This window comes from Stenotrophomonas sp. B2 (assembly GCF_014947095.1).
Taxonomy (GTDB): domain Bacteria; phylum Pseudomonadota; class Gammaproteobacteria; order Xanthomonadales; family Xanthomonadaceae; genus Stenotrophomonas; species Stenotrophomonas maltophilia_P.
Genome location: NZ_JADCQA010000003.1, coordinates 160,309 through 178,781, shown reverse-complemented (window position 1 = coordinate 178,781; position 18,473 = coordinate 160,309). Strand labels below are relative to the sequence as shown.

Here is an 18,473-nt window from a genome sequence, read left to right as displayed (position 1 = left end):
CGGCATGTTCGGGTCCTGCATAGAGATACCCCCGCGTGCCGGCGGCCGGTTTGACATTGGTCAAGGGGGAGGCAGGGATCGCCTGCGACGGGATGTCGCATATGGCACCCAGCCGACCGCCACCACCCAGGCCACGGGCAGCGCGCGCACGGCATCCAGGTGGATGTCCCGTCCGGGAGGCATCGATGGGCGTGATGAACGCGGCATGCGTACTCAGCTCATGAGGCGTTGTCACAAAGAAATCGCCAGGGCTTCACGGCCGATTGATCGCATTCGGGGCTATTGTCCTCCTGAGCCTCTCGCTGACGTCCCCCACGTTCTGCGTCGACTTCCCTCTCCGCTTCAGCGCCCGTCCGGGCGCCGTTGGCGTCCGTCTGCCTGAACACTTCCGAGATCATCGCCATGGCCCGCGTCGTCCAGTCCGCTTCACCCGTTGCGACGCCTCCCGCTGCACCTGTACCAATCGGGACCCGCCGGGGCCACTCACAGCCGTTGAAGTTGCCGGAACTGGTACAGCGCGTGCTGTTTGTCGCGACCGAAATGGCCGACTTCGTCAAGGCGGGAGGCCTGGGCGATGTGGCCGCGGCCCTGCCACGCGCGGTGCGCGGCGCGTGTGATTCGCGCGTGCTGCTTCCCGGCTACCCGGAGGTGCTGCAGCGCCTGCCGCAGCTGCGGGCGGTGGGGCAGGTCAGCCAAAGAGCCGGCCTGCCTGCGTGCACCATCGGCATGGCGGTGCAGGCCGACGGCCTGCCGATCTACGTGCTGCTCTCGCCTGAGCTGTATGAGCGGGAAGGCTCGCCCTACGTGGATGGGCAGGGACAGGAGTGGAAGGACAACGCGGTTCGCTTCGCCACGCTGTCACACGCGGCTGCGGAGATTGCGGCCGGGCGTGCCGGGCTGGACTGGTCACCGCAGCTGCTGCACCTGAATGACTGGCCGGTGGCCATGGCCGCCGCCTACGTGCGTTGGGACCGGACGGCCGTGCCGACGCTGCTGACGATCCACAACCTGGCTTACCAGGGCCTGTTCCCGTATGCGCTTGCGCCGGTGCTGGGCGTACCGGCCGCGCACCTGGATGAACTGCACTTCCACGGACAGATGTCATTCCTGCAGGGCGGCATCACCAATGCCACGCGGCTGAACACAGTCAGCCTGCGCTATGCACAGCAGATCACCGCCCCGGATGATGGATGCGGACTGCATGACCTGCTGGCCCGGCGCGCCGCCGGCGGTCACCTGAGCGGCATCGTCAACGGCATCGACGCCAGCTGGGATCCGCGACGCGACATCCACCTAAAGGCGCACTTCGGCATCGGCGAATGGACCGGACGCGCGACCAACGCACATGCGGTGCGCAGGGCGTTCGGCCTGGCGCCCTCGACCGGCCCGCTGTTCGCGGTGGTTTCCCGCCTGGTGCACCAGAAGGGCCTGGACATCACCTGTGACGTGGCGCCACAGATCGTCGCGGCCGGGGGGCAGCTGGTCGTCATCGGCGGCGGCGAGCCGCAGGTGGAAGCACAGGTGCAGGCGCTGGCCCGGCGCTACCCGGGCCGGGTGGGCGCATTCATCGGGTTCGAGGAAGCGCTGGCGCGCCAGATGTTCGCCGGCGCGGACTTCCTGCTTATGCCTTCGCGTTTTGAACCCTGCGGGCTCAGCCAGATGTACGCGCAGCGCTTCGGCTGCCTGCCGGTCGCGCATGCGACGGGCGGGCTGGTGGACACCGTCGAGGATGGCGTGACCGGTTTCCTGTTCCACGGTGCCAATGCCGATGGCCTGCGCCGCTGCGTGGAGCGGGCGATGCGCACCTTCCGTCTGCCAGGCCTGCTGCAGGCCATGCGCCGCGCCGCCATGCTGCGGCCGGGCGGCTGGGATGCGGCCGGGCGAGCCTATCTGGCGCTGTACCAGCAGACCTGCCAGGTGGCCGCATGAGCCACGACAGCGCGCATCTGGCGGCCCTTGAGGACGACACCACCGCAGACACAGCACTGGATCACCGCATCGCGCCGGCGCTGGAGGACCTCGTCCATGCCCGCCCGGCAGATGCATTTGCCTGGCTGGGCCCGCACCGCCAGCGCGAGGGTGAACGGCGGTTGCGCGTGCTGGTGCCGCACGCGCAGCGCGTCGAGGTGATCGGAGAGGACGGGCGACGCTGGGATCTGCACCCGGGCCCCTTGCCCGGCCTGTTCGAGGGCGCCGCCGGTGAAGCGGCGGTGCCGCTGCTTGCCCTGCATTTCGAGCAGGGTGTGGAGCAGGTGCACGATGCCTATGCCTTCGGCCCGCTGCTGGACGAGGCGCTGCTGCAACGCTTCCATGCCGGTGATGCCGATGCGGCGCGCCAGCTGGGCGCGGTCCCGATGCAGGTGCAGGGGATCGCCGGCGTGCGCTTCGCGGTGTGGGCGCCCAATGCGCGGCGGGTCGCCGTGGTCGGCGATTTCAACGGATGGGATGGCCGACGCCATCCGATGCGGCTGCGCCATGCGGCTGGCGTGTGGGAACTGTTCCTGCCCGGCGTGCAGGCCGGTGCCCGCTACAAGTTCCGCATTGTCGGCGCTGATGGCCAGGTGATGCCCGACAAGTTCGACCCGATGGCGCGCTGGGCCGAACTGCCACCGGCCACCGCCTCACGCGTGCGTTCGGCGGCGCCGATGCAGTGGCATGACGAGGGTTGGAGGGCGGCCCGGCGCCAGGCGGGCGCCAGCGCGCCGCTGTCCATCTACGAGGTACATGCGGGCTCCTGGCAGCGTGGCGATGATGGCGCACCGCTGGACTGGGATGCGCTGGCCGACCGGCTGATTCCGTACGTGGCCGGACTCGGCTTCACCCACATCGAACTGCTGCCGGTCAGCGAGCATCCCTTCGGCGGTTCCTGGGGCTATCAGCCGCTGGGGATCTACGCACCGACGGCACGCCATGGGACGCCGCACGCCTTCGCGCGCTTCGTGGATCGCTGTCACCAGGCCGGAGTGGGGGTGATCGTGGACTGGGTGAGCGCACACTTCCCCAACGACGCGCATGGCCTGGCCGGTTTCGACGGAACCGCGTTGTACGAGCATGCCGACCCGCGCGAAGGGGTGCACGCCGACTGGGACACGCTGATCTACAACTATGGCCGCAACGAAGTGGCCGCTTACCTGATCGGTAGTGCCTTGGAGTGGGTGGAGCGGTTCCACATCGACGGACTGCGCGTGGACGCAGTGGCGTCCATGCTGTACCGGGATTACAGCCGTGCTGACGGTGAGTGGATACCCAACGAGCAGGGCGGGCGAGAGAACCTGCAGGCGGTCGCCTTCCTGAGGCGGATGAACCAGACCCTGCGTGAGCGCTTCCCGGACGTGTTGGTGATTGCCGAGGAATCCACCGCGTGGCCGGGGGTGACCGCGCCGGTGGAGGAGGGCGGGCTTGGCTTCACCCACAAATGGAACATGGGCTGGATGCACGACACCCTGCAGTACCTGGGGCGCGATCCTGTCCATCGCCAGCATCACCACAGCGAGATCAGCTTCGGCCTGGTGTACGCCTTCTCCGAACGCTTCGTGCTTCCGCTGTCGCATGACGAGGTGGTGCATGGCAAGGGCGCGCTGCTGGCCAAGATGGCAGGCGAACCGGCGCAGCGGCTGGCCCAGCTTCGTGCGTATTACGGCTTCATGTGGGCGCACCCGGGCAGCAAACTGCTGTTCATGGGCGGCGAGTTCGGCCAGGGACATGAGTGGTCGCACGATGCAGCACTGGACTGGGAACAGGCGACCAGCAGTGAGGGCCGGGGCCTGTCGCGTCTGGTGGGCGACCTCAATGCCGTCCTCCGCTCCGAACCCGCGCTGCATCGTGACGAGCGCGATGAACGCGGTTTCGACTGGAGCGTGGCCGATGACAGCCGCAACAGCGTGTATGCCTTCATCCGCCGGGATCCTGCCGGCAGCGGCCGCACCCTGCTGGTGGTGAGCAACTTCACCCCGGTGCTGCGCGAGGGTTACCGGGTTGGCGTGCCGCAACCGGGGCGCTGGACGGAACGCCTCAACACCGACAGCGCGCATTACAACGGCGGCAATGCGGGCAACCTCGGAGCGGTGCAGACCGAGCCAAGGCCGATGCATGGCCACGCCCAGTCGCTGCGGCTGACCCTGCCGCCGCTGTCCACGCTGTACCTGCAGGTTGATGCATGACCACAGCGTCCCCGCGTCTGGGCGCTTGGCGTGCGGCCGGTGAGGGGGTGGAGTTCCGTGTGTGGGCGCCGGACGCAGACACGATGACGCTGTGCCTGCAGGGCGCGCTGCGGCCGATGCAACGCGAGCCGGACGGTTGCCACTGGCTGCGGACACAGGCATCGCATGGCGACCGGTACCGGTTCCGCCTCCCTTCAGGCCAGGACGTGCCAGATCCGGCCTCGCGCTGGCAGCCGGACGGCATCGATGGCGACAGCGCCGTGGTGCTGGACACCGGCAGGGCGCAGGCCACGTGGCAGGGGCCCGCCTGGCAGGACCTGGTCATCTGTGAAGTGCACATCGAGGCAGGCGGCGGCCTCGCTGCACTGACCGCGCAGCTGCCGATGCTGGCCGCAACGGGCATCACCGCCATCGAGCTGATGCCGGTTGCGCAGTTTCCCGGCCGGCGCAACTGGGGCTACGACGGTGTGTTCCCCTACGCACCGGCCCATGTCTACGGCGGGCCGGCAGCGCTGAAGGCTTTCATCGACGCGGCGCATGATGCCGGACTGTCGGTGCTGCTGGATGTGGTCTACAACCACTTCGGACCGCAGGGCAACCCTCTGCGTGACTACGCGCGGGCGTTCTTCCGTGACGATCGCAGCACCCCCTGGGGTGAGGCGATCGACTTCCGCCAGCCTTGGGTGCGGCGCTTCTTCATCGACAATGCGCTGATGTGGTTGCGCGACTATGGCTTCGATGGGCTGCGCCTGGACGCGGTACACGCCATCGACGATGACCGCTTCCTGCAGCAGCTGGCCGATGAGGTGCGCGCGGAGGTGCCGCACGCGCACCTGGTGCTGGAGAACGAACGCAACCAGGCGCGGTGGCTGCGCGGTGCCTATCAGGGGCAATGGAACGACGACTTCCACAACGCGCTGCACGTGATGCTGACCGGCGAGCAGGAAGGCTATTACGCGGCCTACGCCGGTCGCGCCGACGCGCTGCTGGCCCGGTGCCTGGCAGAAGGATTCGCCTGGCAGGGTGAACCTGATCTGGGCGGCCATCCCCGCGGCGAACCCAGCAGCGACCTGTCGCCCGCGCGTTTCGTGGTATTCGCGCAGAACCACGACCAGGTGGGCAACCGTGCCTTCGGCGAGCGCCTGTCGATGCTGGTGGATCCGGCGCGGCTGCGCGCGGCACTGGCGCTGACCCTGCTGACGCCGATGATCCCGCTGCTGTTCATGGGTGAACCGTGGCAGGCGCGGTCGCCGTTCCTGTTCTTCACCGACTATGCGCCGCCGCTGGACGAGGCGGTGCGCGAGGGACGTCGCCGCGAGTTTTCCGGCTTCAGTGCCTTCGCCGATGCCGCCTCGCGTGCGCGTATTCCGGACCCGAACGATCCGGCCACCCTGCAGGTCTCGTACACGCCGCCGCCCGGCGATGATCCCTGGTCGCAGCAATGGCTGCGTTGCACAGGCGGGTTTTTGGCCCTGCGCAGACGCTATCTGCAGCCCGGCCTGCTGCAGGCCCGGTCGCTGGGTGCGCGGGTGCTTGGCGAGGGGGCGGTGCAGGCGGGTTGGCAGCTGCCATCGGGCCAATGGTGGATCGCGATCAATGTGGGCCCACGGCCCGTGGCGCACGCGGTGCCGGCCGGCGAGCGCGTTGTGGGTCCCGACGTTGCCGGTGTGCTGCCGGCAGGCGGCAGTGTTGTTGCGTGCTGGGTGGCGGCATGAGGACGGATACATCGGTTCGGGACGCCGCACGCCGGGCAGGTCTCCTGGAGCGCTGGACCGACGTGGCCGGCGTCGAGCGCGAAGTCGCGCCGGACGTGCTTCGCGCGGTGCTGGAAGGGCTGCACTGCGATGGTGCGCCGGTGCGCGCCCGCTTGCTCACCGCCTGCTGTGGCCAGGTACTGGTGATGCCGGAGGCGACGGGGGCGGCGTGCTGGGTGGATGAACAGGGGCGCGAGCTGCCAGCACGGCCTGATGCGCAGGGGCGCTGGCGAGTTCCGGATCAACCGGGCTATTGGCAGTGGCGCCGGGGCGGGCGGCAACAGGCGGTCGCGGTGGCGCCGCCGCGAGCCTGGTGGCCACCGCGCATGGTGCGCGGTTGGGGTCTGTCGGCGCAGGTCTACAGTCTGCGCGCCCGCGGCGATGCAGGCATCGGTGACAGCGCCGGCTGCACACGGTGGCGTGAGCTGCTGCATCGGCATGGAGGCGATGCACTGGCATTGAGTCCGCTGCACGCCGGCTTGCCACCCGGCCCGGGCTACAGCCCCTATTCGCCCAGTGACCGGCGCTGGCTCGATCCGCTGCAGGTATCTCTTCCGCAGGTGCTGCCGGAGGCTGCCGACAGCGTGCTGCGCCAGGACGAGGCACTGGCGATGGCAATTGATGCCGCCACCGCTGCACGCCGCATTGACTGGCCGCAGTCGGCGGCATTGAAGTGGCGCTGGATGCGACAGGTGCGCCAATGGCTGCGGCAGCAGGCACCGGCACAGTGCGAGCAGATCGAGACCTGGTGCGATGCGCAGGGCGAACCGCTGCTGCGCTATTGCCAGCATGCCGCCGACGGGATCACCGGGAGCGCCGACGACCATGCATTTGCGCAGTGGCTGGCGCAGCAGGGCTGGGTGCAGGTGCACGCGGCGCTGCGCAGTGATGGCGCGTCGATCGGATTGATTGCCGATCTGGCCGTGGGCTGTGCACCGCAGGGCGTCGAGGCACGCACCGGTGGCGCCGATCTGCTGCAGGGGCTTGAACTGGGTGCGCCGCCGGATGCGTTCAATCCGCTCGGCCAGGCCTGGGGCATCACCAGCTGGTCACCGTTGGCGTTGCATCGCGAGGGCTTTGCACCGTTCATCCGCGTGCTGCGTGCCGTGATGGCCGGCCGCGGCGGCCTGCGCATCGACCACATCCTCGGCCTGCAGCGGCTGTGGGTGTTGCCTCACGGCGCTGGCGCCGGGCAGGGCGTGTACCTGCGCTATCCATTCGATGACCTGATCAATCTGCTGGTGCTGGAATCGTGGCGGCATCGCTGCGTGCTGATCGGTGAAGACCTGGGGGTGGTGCCGCCGGGCATCCGCCAGCGGCTGGCAGCCCGGGGCATCCTGGGTATCGAGGTGCTGCCGTTCGCCCGCAACGGCGAGCGCTTCCTGCCGCCGCCGCGGTGGCGCCGCGATGCGGCGGCCATGCCGTCCACCCATGACCTGCCACCACTGGCCGGCTGGCTGCGCGGGCGCGACCTGCGCTGGCGTGCCCGCCTGGGTGAGCTGGAGGACCTGCCGGCAGCACTGCGCGCGCGCGCGCGGGACGTGCAGGCGCTGGCCGCGGTCTGCGGTGGTGACGGCGCGGCCGTGGAGGACGGAGCGCTGTCACTGGTTGCCCATGCAGCGTCGCGGCTGGCGCTGCTGCCATTGGAAGATGTGCTGGGCGGCCGTGCGCAGGTGAACCTGCCAGGCACCGTCAGCGGCCATCCGAACTGGCGACGGCGGTTGCCGCTGGCGTGGGACGGTGCCGCCGCCGATGCGCGCCTGGCGCGCCTGAGCAACACGCGCCGCAGGGCAGGGCGATGACGAGGTTGCGTGCCACCGCGCGCCTGCAGGTGCATGCAGGCTTCGACCTGGAGGCGGCCGCAGCGCAGGTGCCGTATTACGCCGCACTGGGCGTCAGTCACCTTTACCTGTCGCCGATCGCGGCTGCGGTCCCGGGGTCCTCACATGGCTACGATGGCATCGACCCGGCCAGCATCAATCCGCAGCTGGGCGGCGAAGCGGCCTTCCGCCAGCTGGCCACCGCGGCGTGCTCACACGGCCTGGGTCTGATCCTGGACATCGTGCCCAACCATCTGGCGGCATCCCCGCACAGCCACTGGTGGAGCGATGTGCTGATGCACGGGCGTCGAAGCCGCCACGCAGGCTGGTTTGACATCGACTGGGAGGCGCCGGGCTGCGAAGGCCGGCTATGGTTGCCGGTGCTGGACCGGCCACTGCACGACGCCGTGCGCGACGGCGTACTGCGGGTGGGGGTGGACGATGAGCGGCCAGGGTTGCGCCATCATGGGCTGGTCCTGCCGTTGTCGCCGCGCAGTCATCCCCTGGACGCCGCGCAGTGGCCGGCGTGGGCCGAACGCTGCAACCGCAGCGTCGAGCGGTTGCAGGCACTGCTGCAGCGGCAGCACTACCGGCTGGCGTGGTGGCGCACGGCAGGCGATCAGGTGAACTACCGGCGCTTCTTCGATATCAACGAACTGGCCGCGCTGCGGGTGGAGCGCGACGAGGTGTTCGAAGCGGTGCATGCGCTGCCGCTGCGGCTGGTGCGTGAGGGCTGGGTGGATGGCCTGCGCATCGACCATGTGGACGGCCTGTCGTCGCCCGGCACCTATCTGCAGCGCCTGCGCGAAGCGATCAACGCTGCCTGCGCGGCCGGGAGCCGTGATCCGGAGGCGGTGACTCTGCACGTCGAGAAGATACTGGCCGAGGGCGAGCAGCTGCCCGAGGGGTGGGCCTGCGACGGGACCACCGGCTATGACTTCATGGACCAGGCTGGCGCGTGGCTGCACGATCCGGCAGCGGCGCCCGCGCTCTCACGCGCCTGGAAGGCGGCGAGCGGCGACACGCGCGACTTTGACCAGATACAGCAGGACGCGCGCGGGATGCTGCTGCGCCAGTCGCTTCACACCGACTTCCAGCGCCTGCTGCGCAGTGCGCAGCAGGTTCTGCAGCCCCGGCTGGCCGAGGCCGACATCGGTACGGCCGCCCTGGCGCGCGCGCTGGCCGCGCTGCTGCGGCACTACCGCACCTATCGCCCGTATTCGCTGCGTGACGCGGGTGAGCGGAAGGCATTGGTCGCCGCTGCTGCCGCCGCGCGAGCCGCGCTGGACGGTGCCGGACGGGCGGCACTGGACCTGCTGCTGCAGGCACTTCCCGGCCAGGCACCGGCTGAAAGCGAGCTGCGCGTGCGATTCGGGCAGCTGGCCGCGCCGTTGAACGCCAAGTCGGTGGAGGATACCGGCTTCTATCGTTACTTCAGACTGCTCTCACGCAACGAAGTCGGCAGTGATCCGCAGCGGCTGGGCATGCAGGGACGCGAGCTGCTGCAGCATGCAGCGCGGCGCCTGCGACGCCATCCCGAGGCACTGCTTGCACTGGCGACCCACGATCACAAGCGGGGCAGCGACAGCCGGGCGCGGCTGGCGGTGCTCAGCACCTGCACGGCGGAGTGGCGGGATGCTGCACGGCGCTGGAGCCGGATGGCCGCCAAGGCCGGCATGCCGCTGCCGTTGCCGGGCGCCGAAGCGTATGCGCTGTGGCAGGCGCTGGTGGCGGCGTGGCCGATGCAGGGCGCCCCCGGTGCCGACTTCGCATCGAGGATGGCGGACTGGCTGACCAAGGCCCTGCGCGAGGGCAAACGGATCAGCAACTGGTCCGATCCCGATGTGGCAGTGGAGGACGCCGCCGTGCAGTGGCTGCACGCGCTGCTGGAGGGAGCACCCTTGCTGCCGGTGCGCGAGGCGCTGGCGACCTTCGTGGCCCGCATCGCGCCGGCGGGCGCCTGCAATGGATTGGCACAGCTGTGCCTGCAGCACTGCCTGCCCGGTGTGCCTGACCTCTATCAAGGCGGCGAAGGCTGGGACCTGAGCCTGGTGGACCCGGACAACCGCCGGGCCGTGGACTATCCGGCGCGGCAGGCATGGCTGCGGGACACGCGCTCCTGGCCCGCGCTGCTGCAGGACTGGCGGGACGGCGGCATCAAGGCATTCCTGCTGCGGCAACTGCTGGATTGCCGCCGCAGGCACCCGCACCTTTTCCTGTACGGCGAGCTGCAGCCGCTGTCCGCGCCGGCGCGCTCGCCCTGGCTGGCGTTCGTGCGCAGGCACCAGACGCAGGTACTGCTGGTGATCGTGCAGCGTGGCTCGCCCATCGCCATGCCCGGGCCCGGCCTGAACGTTGCGCGTGACGTCGCCACCGGCCCAACGCTGCGCGGGCTTCCGGCAGGACGCATGCGCAACCTCCTGGACGGACGCATCGAACATTTCAATGAAACCGCGGATGCAGCACGGCTTCTGGCTGGCAGCCCGCTGGCGGTATGGATCAACGAGGAGACGGGTAGGGATGGACAGCAGGGAACGACGGCAGCGGATTGAGGCTTTGGCCCACCAGATATGGGAAGCGGAAGGGCGCCCGGACGACCAGCAGCAGCGGCACTGGCACATGGCCGAGCGGCTGGTGGAGGCCGAGATTGCCGCGGCGCGCGGCGAGGAGGGCAGCGATGGCGAGCCGTAAGTGGGCACAGACCTCGCGCGTGCGCGAAGGCCGGCCGTTCCCGCTGGGTGCGACCTGGGACGGGCTGGGCGTGAACTTCGCGCTGTACTCGCGGCATGCCACCCGGGTCGAACTCTGCCTGTTCGACGCGCGCAACCGCGAGGTCGAACGCATCGCGCTGCCCGAGTACACCAATGAGGTCTGGCACGGCTATCTGCCCGATGTAAGGCCCGGGCAGCGCTACGGCTACCGGGTGCACGGTCCGTATGCGCCGGAGGAAGGGCATCGCTTCAATCCCAACAAGCTGTTGCTGGACCCTTACGCCAAGCAGATCGTCGGCGAGCTGAAGTGGGCGCCCCACCTGTTCGGCTACACCCTGGGCCATCGCGATGGCGATCTCAGTTTCGACCGCCGCGACAGCGCCAGCTACATGCCACGCTGCGCCGTGATCGATCCGGCCTTCAGCTGGGGTGTCGAGCGTGCACCCGAAACGGCCTGGGACAGGACCGTGATCTACGAAGCGCACGTGCGCGGCTTGACCATGCAGCATCCTGATGTCCCGCAGGCCGAGCGCGGCACCTTCTCTGCACTGCGGCATGATGCGGTGGTGGATCACCTGAGCCATCTGGGTGTGACCGCCATCGAGCTGCTGCCCGTGCACGCCTACGTGGACGACCAGCAGCTGCTCGAGCGTGGGCTGCGCAACTACTGGGGGTACAACACCATCGGCTTCTTCGCCCCACAGCCGCGTTACCTGTCGACGGGCACCGTGGCCGAGTTCAAGCAGATGGTCGCGCGGCTGCACAATGCCGGCATCGAAGTGATCCTGGACGTGGTCTACAACCACACCGCCGAGGGCAACGAGCTGGGCCCGACGCTGTCGTTCAAGGGCATCGACAATGCCAGCTACTACCGCCTGGCCGATGATCGCCGCTATTACATCAACGATACCGGCACCGGCAACACGTTCGACCTGACCAATGCCGGCGCGCTGCGCATGGTGATGGACTCGCTGCGCTACTGGGTGACCGAGATGCGGGTGGACGGTTTCCGCTTCGACCTGGCGACCATTCTTGGCCGTGAGCGCCATGGCTTCGACGCTTCGGGCAGCTTCCTCGATGCGGTACGCCAGGACCCGGTCCTGAGCCAGGTGAAGCTGATCGCCGAGCCCTGGGACATCGGCCCGGGCGGCTACCAGCTGGGCCAGTTCCCGCCGGGTTGGGCGGAATGGAACGACCGCTTCCGCGATACAGTGCGCGCGCTGTGGCGTGGCGATGGCGGGCAGCTGCCGGAGTTCGCCACCCGTTTCACCGGCTCGGCCGACCTGTTCGAACACCACGGCAGGCGGCCGTCGGCCAGCATCAACCTGGTAACGGCACACGACGGGTTCACCCTGCACGATCTGGTGAGCTACAACGACCGCCACAACGAGGCCAACGGCGAGGACAACCGCGATGGCCATTCGCACAATCTTTCCAGCAACCACGGTGTGGAGGGTGACACCGATGATCCGGCGATCCTCTCGTTGCGTGCACGGCAGATGCGCAACCTGCTGGCCACGCTGCTGCTGTCGCAGGGCACGCCCATGCTGCTGGCCGGCGACGAGTTCGGCCATTCGCAGCAGGGCAACAACAACGCGTACTGCCAGGACAACCCGCTGAGCTGGATCGACTGGGAGCGTGCCTCGCAGCCGGCGGCGCAGGCGCAGGTGGCATTCGTGCGGCGTGCACTATCGCTGCGCCGGCGCTATGGCCTGCTGCGCAGGAACCGGTTCCTGCGCGGCGAATACGATGAAGCGCTGGGCCTGCGCGATATCGACTGGCGGCATCCGGACGGCCGCAGCATGGAGGAGGCGGACTGGCACGACCCCGAACTGCGCGCGCTGCTGATTGTGCTGGACGGTCGAAGCCCCGACAGCGGCCTGCGTGAGCCCGGGCGGCATGTCAGCCTCGCCCTGCTGTTGAATGCCGGAGACCAGCCGCAGCGGTTCCGCGTATCGGATCAGGCGCTGTCGTTCCGGCGCGTACTGCTGCAGACCGACGAGGCGCCGCTGGAGCAGGACGGCACCGGCGACTGGACCCTGCCGCCGCGCAGCCTGTGCCTGCTCGCGGCCAGCAGCGCCTGATTGCAGCGCGCCCGCTCGGCGCGAAGACCGATCGGCAGCGCCGGGTCCCGCCCGGCCTGCCGTGAATCAGCCCAGCAGATGGCGCAGCAACCCGGCCGAGACCACGCCGATCAGCACGGTCGGCAGCATCGACAGCCGGGTGGCGGCCAGCAGGGTGATGGCCAGCGCAGCCAGATCAGCGGGCTTGTCGGCGACGAAATCCGGGGCGATCACCGAGATCAGCACGCAGCCCGGCGCGGCCTCCATGACCGTCACCGCACGCTTGCCGAGGGTGCGGTTGCGCAGAGCCAGGAAGCCGATGATGCGGGTGAGGTAGGTAACGGCTGCCATCAGCACGATGGTGAGCAGCGAGCTCCACTGGATCATGCCGCGTCCTCCGCCAGCAGCCAGGCGGCCACCAGCCCGGCCAGCGCACCGCTGGCGACGTACCAGGCGCCCGGAACCAGCAGATGGGTGCCTGCGGCCACCAGCAGGCTGACCAGCCAGGGCCGCGCTGCGCGCAGGCCCTGCCACATGCCACGCAGCAGCACCAGGAACACTGCGGGGAAGGCCATGTCGAATCCATAGGCATGGATGTCGCCCAGCAGCGGGCCGGCGATCGCCCCCAGCGTCGTGCAGGTCACCCAGACCCCATACAGGCCGGCCGAGGTGCCCAGGTAGTAGGCGAGGCTGAAACCGTGCATGCGCCGCCGCGCGTCGGCGACACCCAGGGCCCAGCTTTCGTCGCACATGAAGAACAACGCCGGCAGCGCACGACGGCGTGGCAGGTGCTGCAGCAGCGGTGCCAGGCTGGCCCCCATCAACAGATGGCGACTGTTGACCAGCGCGGTGATCGCTACGATGAGCGCGATGTGCGGAGGTGACGTCCACAGCTCGATGGCGGCGAACTCCGAGCCGCCGGCGAAGTTGAGCCCGGTCATGAGCGGTACTTCAAGCGCCGACAGGCCCTTCTGCGCAGCCTGTGCACCGAGCACCAGGGCGAAGGGAACGAAGCCGATCATCACCGGCACGGCAGCGCGCAGGCCGCGCAGGAACTCGGCGCGGGGCGTGACGTGGCAGGGGGCGTCAGGCGGAAGGAGGGAGGGTTGGGCGTCCATGTAGCGGAAGCGAGTGAGGGGGGCTTCATCCTAGCGGCGACGGCACGAAATCGGGTTGCGTTGATGCCATTCAATTGAGAATGTTGCGCATCTGATGCGGCAGATGGCCATGAGGCTGAAATCCAATGCAATCTCAACTCGATAACCTTGATCGCCGGATTCTCGAGGCGCTGCAGGTCGATGGTCGTCTGCAGAACCTGGAGCTGGCCAGGCAGGTCGGTCTTTCGCCGTCGGCTTGCCTGCGCCGGGTCCGCCTGCTGGAGGAGGGCGGCTACATCGACCGCTACGTGGCGCTGCTGAACGAGACCAAGGTTGGACGGGGCTTCACCGTGTTCGTGCGGGTCTGGCTGCGTGGACAGGACGAGGACACCACCAACCACTTCATAAACAGCATCAAGTCCCTGCCGGAAGTGCTTGAATGTCATCTGATGGCGGGCGACTGCGATTTTCTGCTGCGGGTGGCCGTGGCCGACCTGGACGCGTATCGCCAGTTCCAGATCCGGCATCTGAACAGGATCGCCGGGGTGCAGAACACCAAGACCGAGATCCCGATGCAGCGGATCAAGCAGACCACCCGGCTGCCGCTCTGAGGCCGTGCCGCGCCGGTCGCCGGTGCGGTGGTCATCGCAATGACATCTGCCCCCGGTAGGGTCTGACCCCGCTTGCCGGTCGCGCGCGGGCGACCTCCCGGTCGTGCCGCCTGCCTCCGTCACAGCTGCGGTCGCTGCCGAGGGTCATGTGTTCAACGTCAGGGGGCTGGATGGACGCCACGCGGTCAGAACATGGAGAGTGGCCATCGCTGCGTGGCTGCTGCTGGCCTTCGTCGCCACGGCCGAGGACGACGTCCGTGCCTACGACATTCCGGCGCAGCCGCTGGAGCAGGCAGTGGAGCGCTTCAGCGTCAGCAGCGGGTGGTCGGTGATGTACGCCGGCGAACTCGCTGCCGGTCGGCGCAGTTACCCGCTGCACGCCAGCCTGCCGCCGCTGCAGGCGCTGCAGACCCTGCTGCAGGAGACCGGCGTCGAAGCCGAGGTGATCGGCGCGCAGCGCGTGGTGCTTCGGCTGGGCGCGCAACCCGAACGCGCAGCCGGTACCGTCGGCCTGCTGCCGGAATCCGAGCGCAGCCGTCGTTTTGGCGGGCTGCAGCAGCGGCTGCGCGACGCGTTCTGTGACGACCCCCTGCTCGCACCGGGCCGCTACGCGGCGACGCTGCGTTTCCGCATCACCTCCGAGGGCCATGTCGACGATGCCGAACTGCTCGTCGGCAGCGGCGACGCCCGGCGCGATCGGCGCCTGTTGCTCGCCATCGGCACGCTGGCGCCGTCCATCGACGCCGCCGCGTTGCCGCAGCCGGTGACCCTGCAGATCCAGCCCTCCCGTGCCGACCACGACTGCGGCCGGCGGCAGCCCCTTCCATGATTTCAAGGATTCGAACATGAGCAACGGAACGGCCGGGGCGGTGGACCTGATGGATCACCTGCTGGGGGCCTACGATGAACTCAAGCGCCGGCTGGTGCGCAAGCTGGGCTCGGAAGAGCTGGCAGGCGATGCGTTGCAGGACACCTGGATGCGCCTGAGCGCACGCCGCGACCGGCTGGACCCGGTGCAGAATCCGGCGGCCTATCTGTTGCGGATGGCGATGAACACCGTGATCGATCGGCAGCGCGCCGACCATCGCCTGCTCAGCCTGGAAGAAGTGGACGCGCTGATGGAGATGGCCGATCCGGGCCCCGGTCCGGCTCAGGCTGCGGAGCTTGATCGTGCCCTCGAAGACATGGTCGGCCTGCTGCACCGCATGCCCGAACGCCGCCGCCGGATCCTGCTGGCGATCCGCGTGGACGGCCTGCAGCAGCGGGACGTGGCCGAGCAGCTGGGCGTGTCGCTGCGGCTGGTGCAGCGCGAACTGAAAGCGGCCCAGGACTATCTGGCCGAGCGCAGCGGGCAGGACCGGCAGGTGCGGTTCTGACCGGCGGCGTCCGTCTACACTTTGACGCCGAGCAGAACCCCGCAGCGTGCGGGCATGGCTGGACTGCGCATGGACCCTGATGATCGCCCGCACCGCACGCTCGACGCCGTGGAGCGCCAGGCCCACGCCTGGGTGGTGCGTCTGACGTCGGGCGAGGCCACGGCAGCCGACGGACGCAGGTTCCGCCAATGGTGCGCGACCGATTCGCGTCACCGCGAAGCGTTTGCCCGTGCGCGGCGGCAATGGGAGCAGGTGCGCGTGGCCGGTGAGCAGGTCCCGGCTGCGGCGCGCCAGCCGCAGGCACCGGGCCTGGCACGGCGATGGAGCCGGCGTGCATTCCTGGGGGCGGCCATCGCCGCCCCCGCCAGCCTCGCCGTGGTGGCAGCGATCCGTCCACCGTTGGGGCTGTGGCCGTCGGTGAGTGCGATGGCGGCCGACTTCCATACCGGCACCGGCGAGCGCCTCCAGCTTGCGCTGACGCCGCAGTTGACGCTGGAGCTGGATACGCAGAGCAGTCTGCGGCGCCGGATGGGTGCGGGTGGCGAGGGTTACGAACTGGTGCAGGGGCAGGCGGCATTCGAGACCGCTGCGGGTTCACGCCTCGCACTGTACGCGGGGCCGGGCTGTGTAATCGCCGATGAGGGCGCAGCCCGGCTGGACGTGCGCAATACCGGGGGACACGTCCGGGTGACGTGCCTGCGCGGCAGCGCCCGCATCGAGCACCCGCAGGGCCGGCTGCGGCTGCAGGCCGGACAGCAGACCCGCTACGACGAACGCCTGAGCGGCGTGGTGGCCGAGGCCGTGGCCGGCGAGGTCAGCGCCTGGACCGAAGGCATGCTGGTGTTCCGCCGCGCGCCGTTGCGCGAGGTGGTGGACGAGATCAATCGCTATCGCCGCGGCAGGGTCCTGCTCGGTGACGGCGCACAGGCGCGTGCGCCGGTCAGCGGTCGCTTCCGCATCGATGACCCGGACGCGGCGCTGGAACAGCTGCGGTTGACGCTGTCGTTGGAGCTGCGTCGCTTCCCGGGCGGTATCGCCGTCCTGGGGTAGAGCCCCCGGCCACGCGCGTCGTGTGGCTGCCGCATGCAAGGAGAAGCCAAGGAATGCGCAACGAGACCATCGGTGTGCTCGACCTGCGACGCAACCTGTCCGCATTGCTGGAGACCACGCAGCGGCGTCCATTGACGGTGCATCGCTATGGATCGCCCTGGGTCTGCGTGGTCTCCGATCCGCAGTGGCAGGAACAGTCCGTGCTGCTGGATTTCGACCCGCAGGGCCATCCGCTGGCTGCCCTGCTGAGGTTGCAGCAGGCGCTGTCGCTGCCGGAGAAGGGCAGCGTATCACCGGCAATGGCGGCCCGCGGTCTGCTGCTGATGGCGATGCATGGCATACAGGGCCTGCCACAGTTGCACGATCAGGTGATCCATCACCGCTTGTGGCACTGGTTCGTGGCCGGTGCGGTGATTGCGATGGACGGATGGCAGTTGCCGGCACTGCGCCAGGCCACGGCCGCGTTGCTGGCCGACGCGGACGCGGCCGGGTTGCTGTCCGCATTTGCCCGACGTCCCGACGTGATGGTGCTGGCACGACAATGCGGCGGCATCGCTCCGTTGCTGGATGCCGATGCCTGCAGGCGCATGACGTCGCTGTGACAGAGCGGCTGAACCGCAACGCACGGCACATCACGCGCAACGCGCTGTCGCTTCATCGACCCTGCTGACGTCTTCTCCAGAGTACGGCGCATCCGCGTCGTGGAGCGCAGGCAGCGTCGATGGCGGAACGTCGCAGGATCAGCATGCTCGAGCTGGATCGCCACCTGAGCCGGTCGCTGGAACAGGCCCGGCACGCGCCGCTGTGCGTACAGCGCTACGGGCATCCGTGGGTCTGGGTGCTTTCCAGCGACGCCTGGGCGGACGCCGCGCGATGGGCGGCGCTGGACGTCGAGGCGCATCCGCTGCTGGCGCTGCGCCGCGCAACCGATGCGCAACTGCCGGCGTGGCCGGAGGCAGCCATCGCGACGCTGCCCCTGGACATGGACGATGTCCGCATGCTGCAGCGTGCCGTTCTGCTGCTGTGGGTGCAGGCACTGGACAGCGCGCAACGGGTACACGATGACCTGCGCCATCACCAGGTGTACCGCCGCTTCGTCGGCTTCGGCCGTGGCAGCGCCTGGTCGCCGACGCAATGCGTGCGGATCCTGCAGGCCAGTCGCCACCCGCTGCTGCGTCGCTGCGTGGAAAGCGCGTTGGCGGCGGTACCTGCAACGCTGCTGCAGTCGGCTGCCGTGCCGCCGGCGGGCGCCAGCGCAGACAGGGTGGAGCAGCAGCGAATTGCAGGTGGATGTTTATCGTACTGACACATGCGCCGCTGACCATGGTGCAGCGGTCCCTTCCAGGATGACGAGGGCGGAACAATGGCAAGACAGCTTCGTGGTGGCAGGGCCCGGCAGCACGGTTTCAGCCTGATCGAGATCATGGTGGTGGTGGTGATCATCGGCATTCTTGCCGCACTGATCGTGCCGCGCCTGATGGATCGTCCCGATCAGGCGCGGGTGGTGGCGGCACGCCAGGACATCGCCGCACTGATGCAGGCGCTGAAGCTCTATCGCCTGGACAATGGCCGCTACCCCAGCACCGAGCAGGGATTGCAGGCGTTGGTGGCGCCGCCCAAGAGCAGCGGCGCGATGCCGACAACCCCCTATCTGGACCGCCTGCCGAACGACCCGTGGGGGCATCCGTACCAGTACCAGAACCCGGGCGCGCACGGCGACATCGACGTGTTCTCCCTTGGCGCGGACAGCAAGGCCGGAGGTGATGCCGGCAATGCGGACATCGGCTCCTGGCAGCTGTGAGGTCCACCGATGTCGCCTCCGATGGCAGCC

Annotated in this window: 16 protein-coding genes; 14 read left to right on the top strand and 2 right to left on the bottom strand. The window is 69.0% G+C overall.

Annotated features, from left to right (window positions below; all coding sequences use genetic code 11):
- Window positions 1–402 precede the first annotated feature (402 nt).
- From glgA to glgX, 7 genes are read left to right on the top strand one after another with little or no spacing between them, the layout of a single operon-like run.
- Entirely contained in the window at window positions 403–1,929 is a 1,527-nt protein-coding gene (glgA, locus tag IMX13_RS04540) for a glycogen synthase GlgA (RefSeq protein ID WP_193395871.1), read from the top strand.
- The gene (locus IMX13_RS04535; RefSeq protein WP_193395870.1) at window positions 1,926–4,160 is read left to right on the top strand and encodes a 1,4-alpha-glucan branching enzyme; all 2,235 of its coding nucleotides are present in this window, start codon (window positions 1,926–1,928) and stop codon (window positions 4,158–4,160) included. The genes glgA and IMX13_RS04535 overlap by 4 nt, the downstream gene beginning before the upstream one ends.
- On the top strand, window positions 4,157–5,875 hold the full coding sequence (treZ, locus tag IMX13_RS04530) for a malto-oligosyltrehalose trehalohydrolase (protein ID WP_065176125.1): 1,719 nt from the start codon (window positions 4,157–4,159) through the stop codon (window positions 5,873–5,875). The genes IMX13_RS04535 and treZ overlap by 4 nt, the downstream gene beginning before the upstream one ends.
- The gene (locus IMX13_RS04525; protein ID WP_193395869.1) at window positions 5,872–7,716 is read left to right on the top strand and encodes a 4-alpha-glucanotransferase; all 1,845 of its coding nucleotides are present in this window, start codon (window positions 5,872–5,874) and stop codon (window positions 7,714–7,716) included. Before treZ ends, IMX13_RS04525 begins: the two co-directional genes overlap by 4 nt.
- The gene (gene treY / locus IMX13_RS04520; protein WP_193395868.1) at window positions 7,713–10,286 is read left to right on the top strand and encodes a malto-oligosyltrehalose synthase; all 2,574 of its coding nucleotides are present in this window, start codon (window positions 7,713–7,715) and stop codon (window positions 10,284–10,286) included. The genes IMX13_RS04525 and treY overlap by 4 nt, the downstream gene beginning before the upstream one ends.
- Window positions 10,255–10,425 carry a DUF2934 domain-containing protein gene (locus IMX13_RS04515; RefSeq protein ID WP_080375226.1) on the top strand — a complete coding sequence of 57 codons (171 nt, stop codon included), beginning with the start codon at window positions 10,255–10,257 and terminating at the stop codon, window positions 10,423–10,425. The genes treY and IMX13_RS04515 overlap by 32 nt, the downstream gene beginning before the upstream one ends.
- Window positions 10,412–12,529 (top strand): glycogen debranching protein GlgX, encoded by a 2,118-nt coding sequence (gene glgX, locus IMX13_RS04510; protein ID WP_193395867.1) that lies wholly within the window; start codon window positions 10,412–10,414, stop codon window positions 12,527–12,529. Before IMX13_RS04515 ends, glgX begins: the two co-directional genes overlap by 14 nt.
- Before the next feature lie 66 nt (window positions 12,530–12,595).
- On the opposite strand, the gene IMX13_RS04505 is transcribed toward glgX, so the two are convergent.
- Entirely contained in the window at window positions 12,596–12,895 is a 300-nt protein-coding gene (locus tag IMX13_RS04505; protein WP_053516356.1) for an AzlD family protein, read from the bottom strand.
- Complete coding sequence (locus IMX13_RS04500; protein ID WP_193395866.1) at window positions 12,892–13,626, bottom strand: AzlC family ABC transporter permease; 735 nt, start codon at window positions 13,624–13,626, stop codon at window positions 12,892–12,894. Before IMX13_RS04500 ends, IMX13_RS04505 begins: the two co-directional genes overlap by 4 nt.
- 125 nt (window positions 13,627–13,751) lie before the next feature.
- Here IMX13_RS04500 and IMX13_RS04495 point away from each other — a divergent pair, with 125 nt between their 5' ends.
- The 7 genes from IMX13_RS04495 to gspG all read left to right on the top strand — a co-directional run bounded on the left by IMX13_RS04495 (window position 13,752) and on the right by gspG (window position 18,443).
- Window positions 13,752–14,216, top strand: coding sequence for an Lrp/AsnC family transcriptional regulator (locus IMX13_RS04495; protein ID WP_128988259.1), 465 nt, complete (start codon window positions 13,752–13,754; stop codon window positions 14,214–14,216).
- A 148-nt stretch (window positions 14,217–14,364) separates the two neighbouring features.
- Entirely contained in the window at window positions 14,365–15,045 is a 681-nt protein-coding gene (locus tag IMX13_RS04490; protein ID WP_193395939.1) for an STN domain-containing protein, read from the top strand.
- Window positions 15,046–15,061: 16 nt separating this feature from the next.
- Window positions 15,062–15,592: a sigma-70 family RNA polymerase sigma factor gene (locus IMX13_RS04485; protein WP_053516348.1), complete on the top strand. Its 531-nt coding sequence runs from the start codon at window positions 15,062–15,064 to the stop codon at window positions 15,590–15,592.
- Between the two features lie 69 nt (window positions 15,593–15,661).
- Window positions 15,662–16,642: a DUF4880 domain-containing protein gene (locus IMX13_RS04480; protein WP_065176119.1), complete on the top strand. Its 981-nt coding sequence runs from the start codon at window positions 15,662–15,664 to the stop codon at window positions 16,640–16,642.
- Between the two features lie 53 nt (window positions 16,643–16,695).
- Window positions 16,696–17,244 carry a hypothetical protein gene (locus IMX13_RS04475; protein WP_180875265.1) on the top strand — a complete coding sequence of 183 codons (549 nt, stop codon included), beginning with the start codon at window positions 16,696–16,698 and terminating at the stop codon, window positions 17,242–17,244.
- A gap of 143 nt (window positions 17,245–17,387) precedes the next feature.
- Window positions 17,388–17,948, top strand: a complete 561-nt coding sequence (locus IMX13_RS04470) for a hypothetical protein (protein ID WP_227255278.1) — start codon at window positions 17,388–17,390, stop codon at window positions 17,946–17,948.
- Between the two features lie 57 nt (window positions 17,949–18,005).
- A complete protein-coding gene (gene gspG, locus IMX13_RS04465) occupies window positions 18,006–18,443 on the top strand; it encodes a type II secretion system major pseudopilin GspG (RefSeq protein ID WP_111186858.1) in 438 nt (145 codons plus the stop codon).
- Window positions 18,444–18,473: the final 30 nt, after the last annotated feature.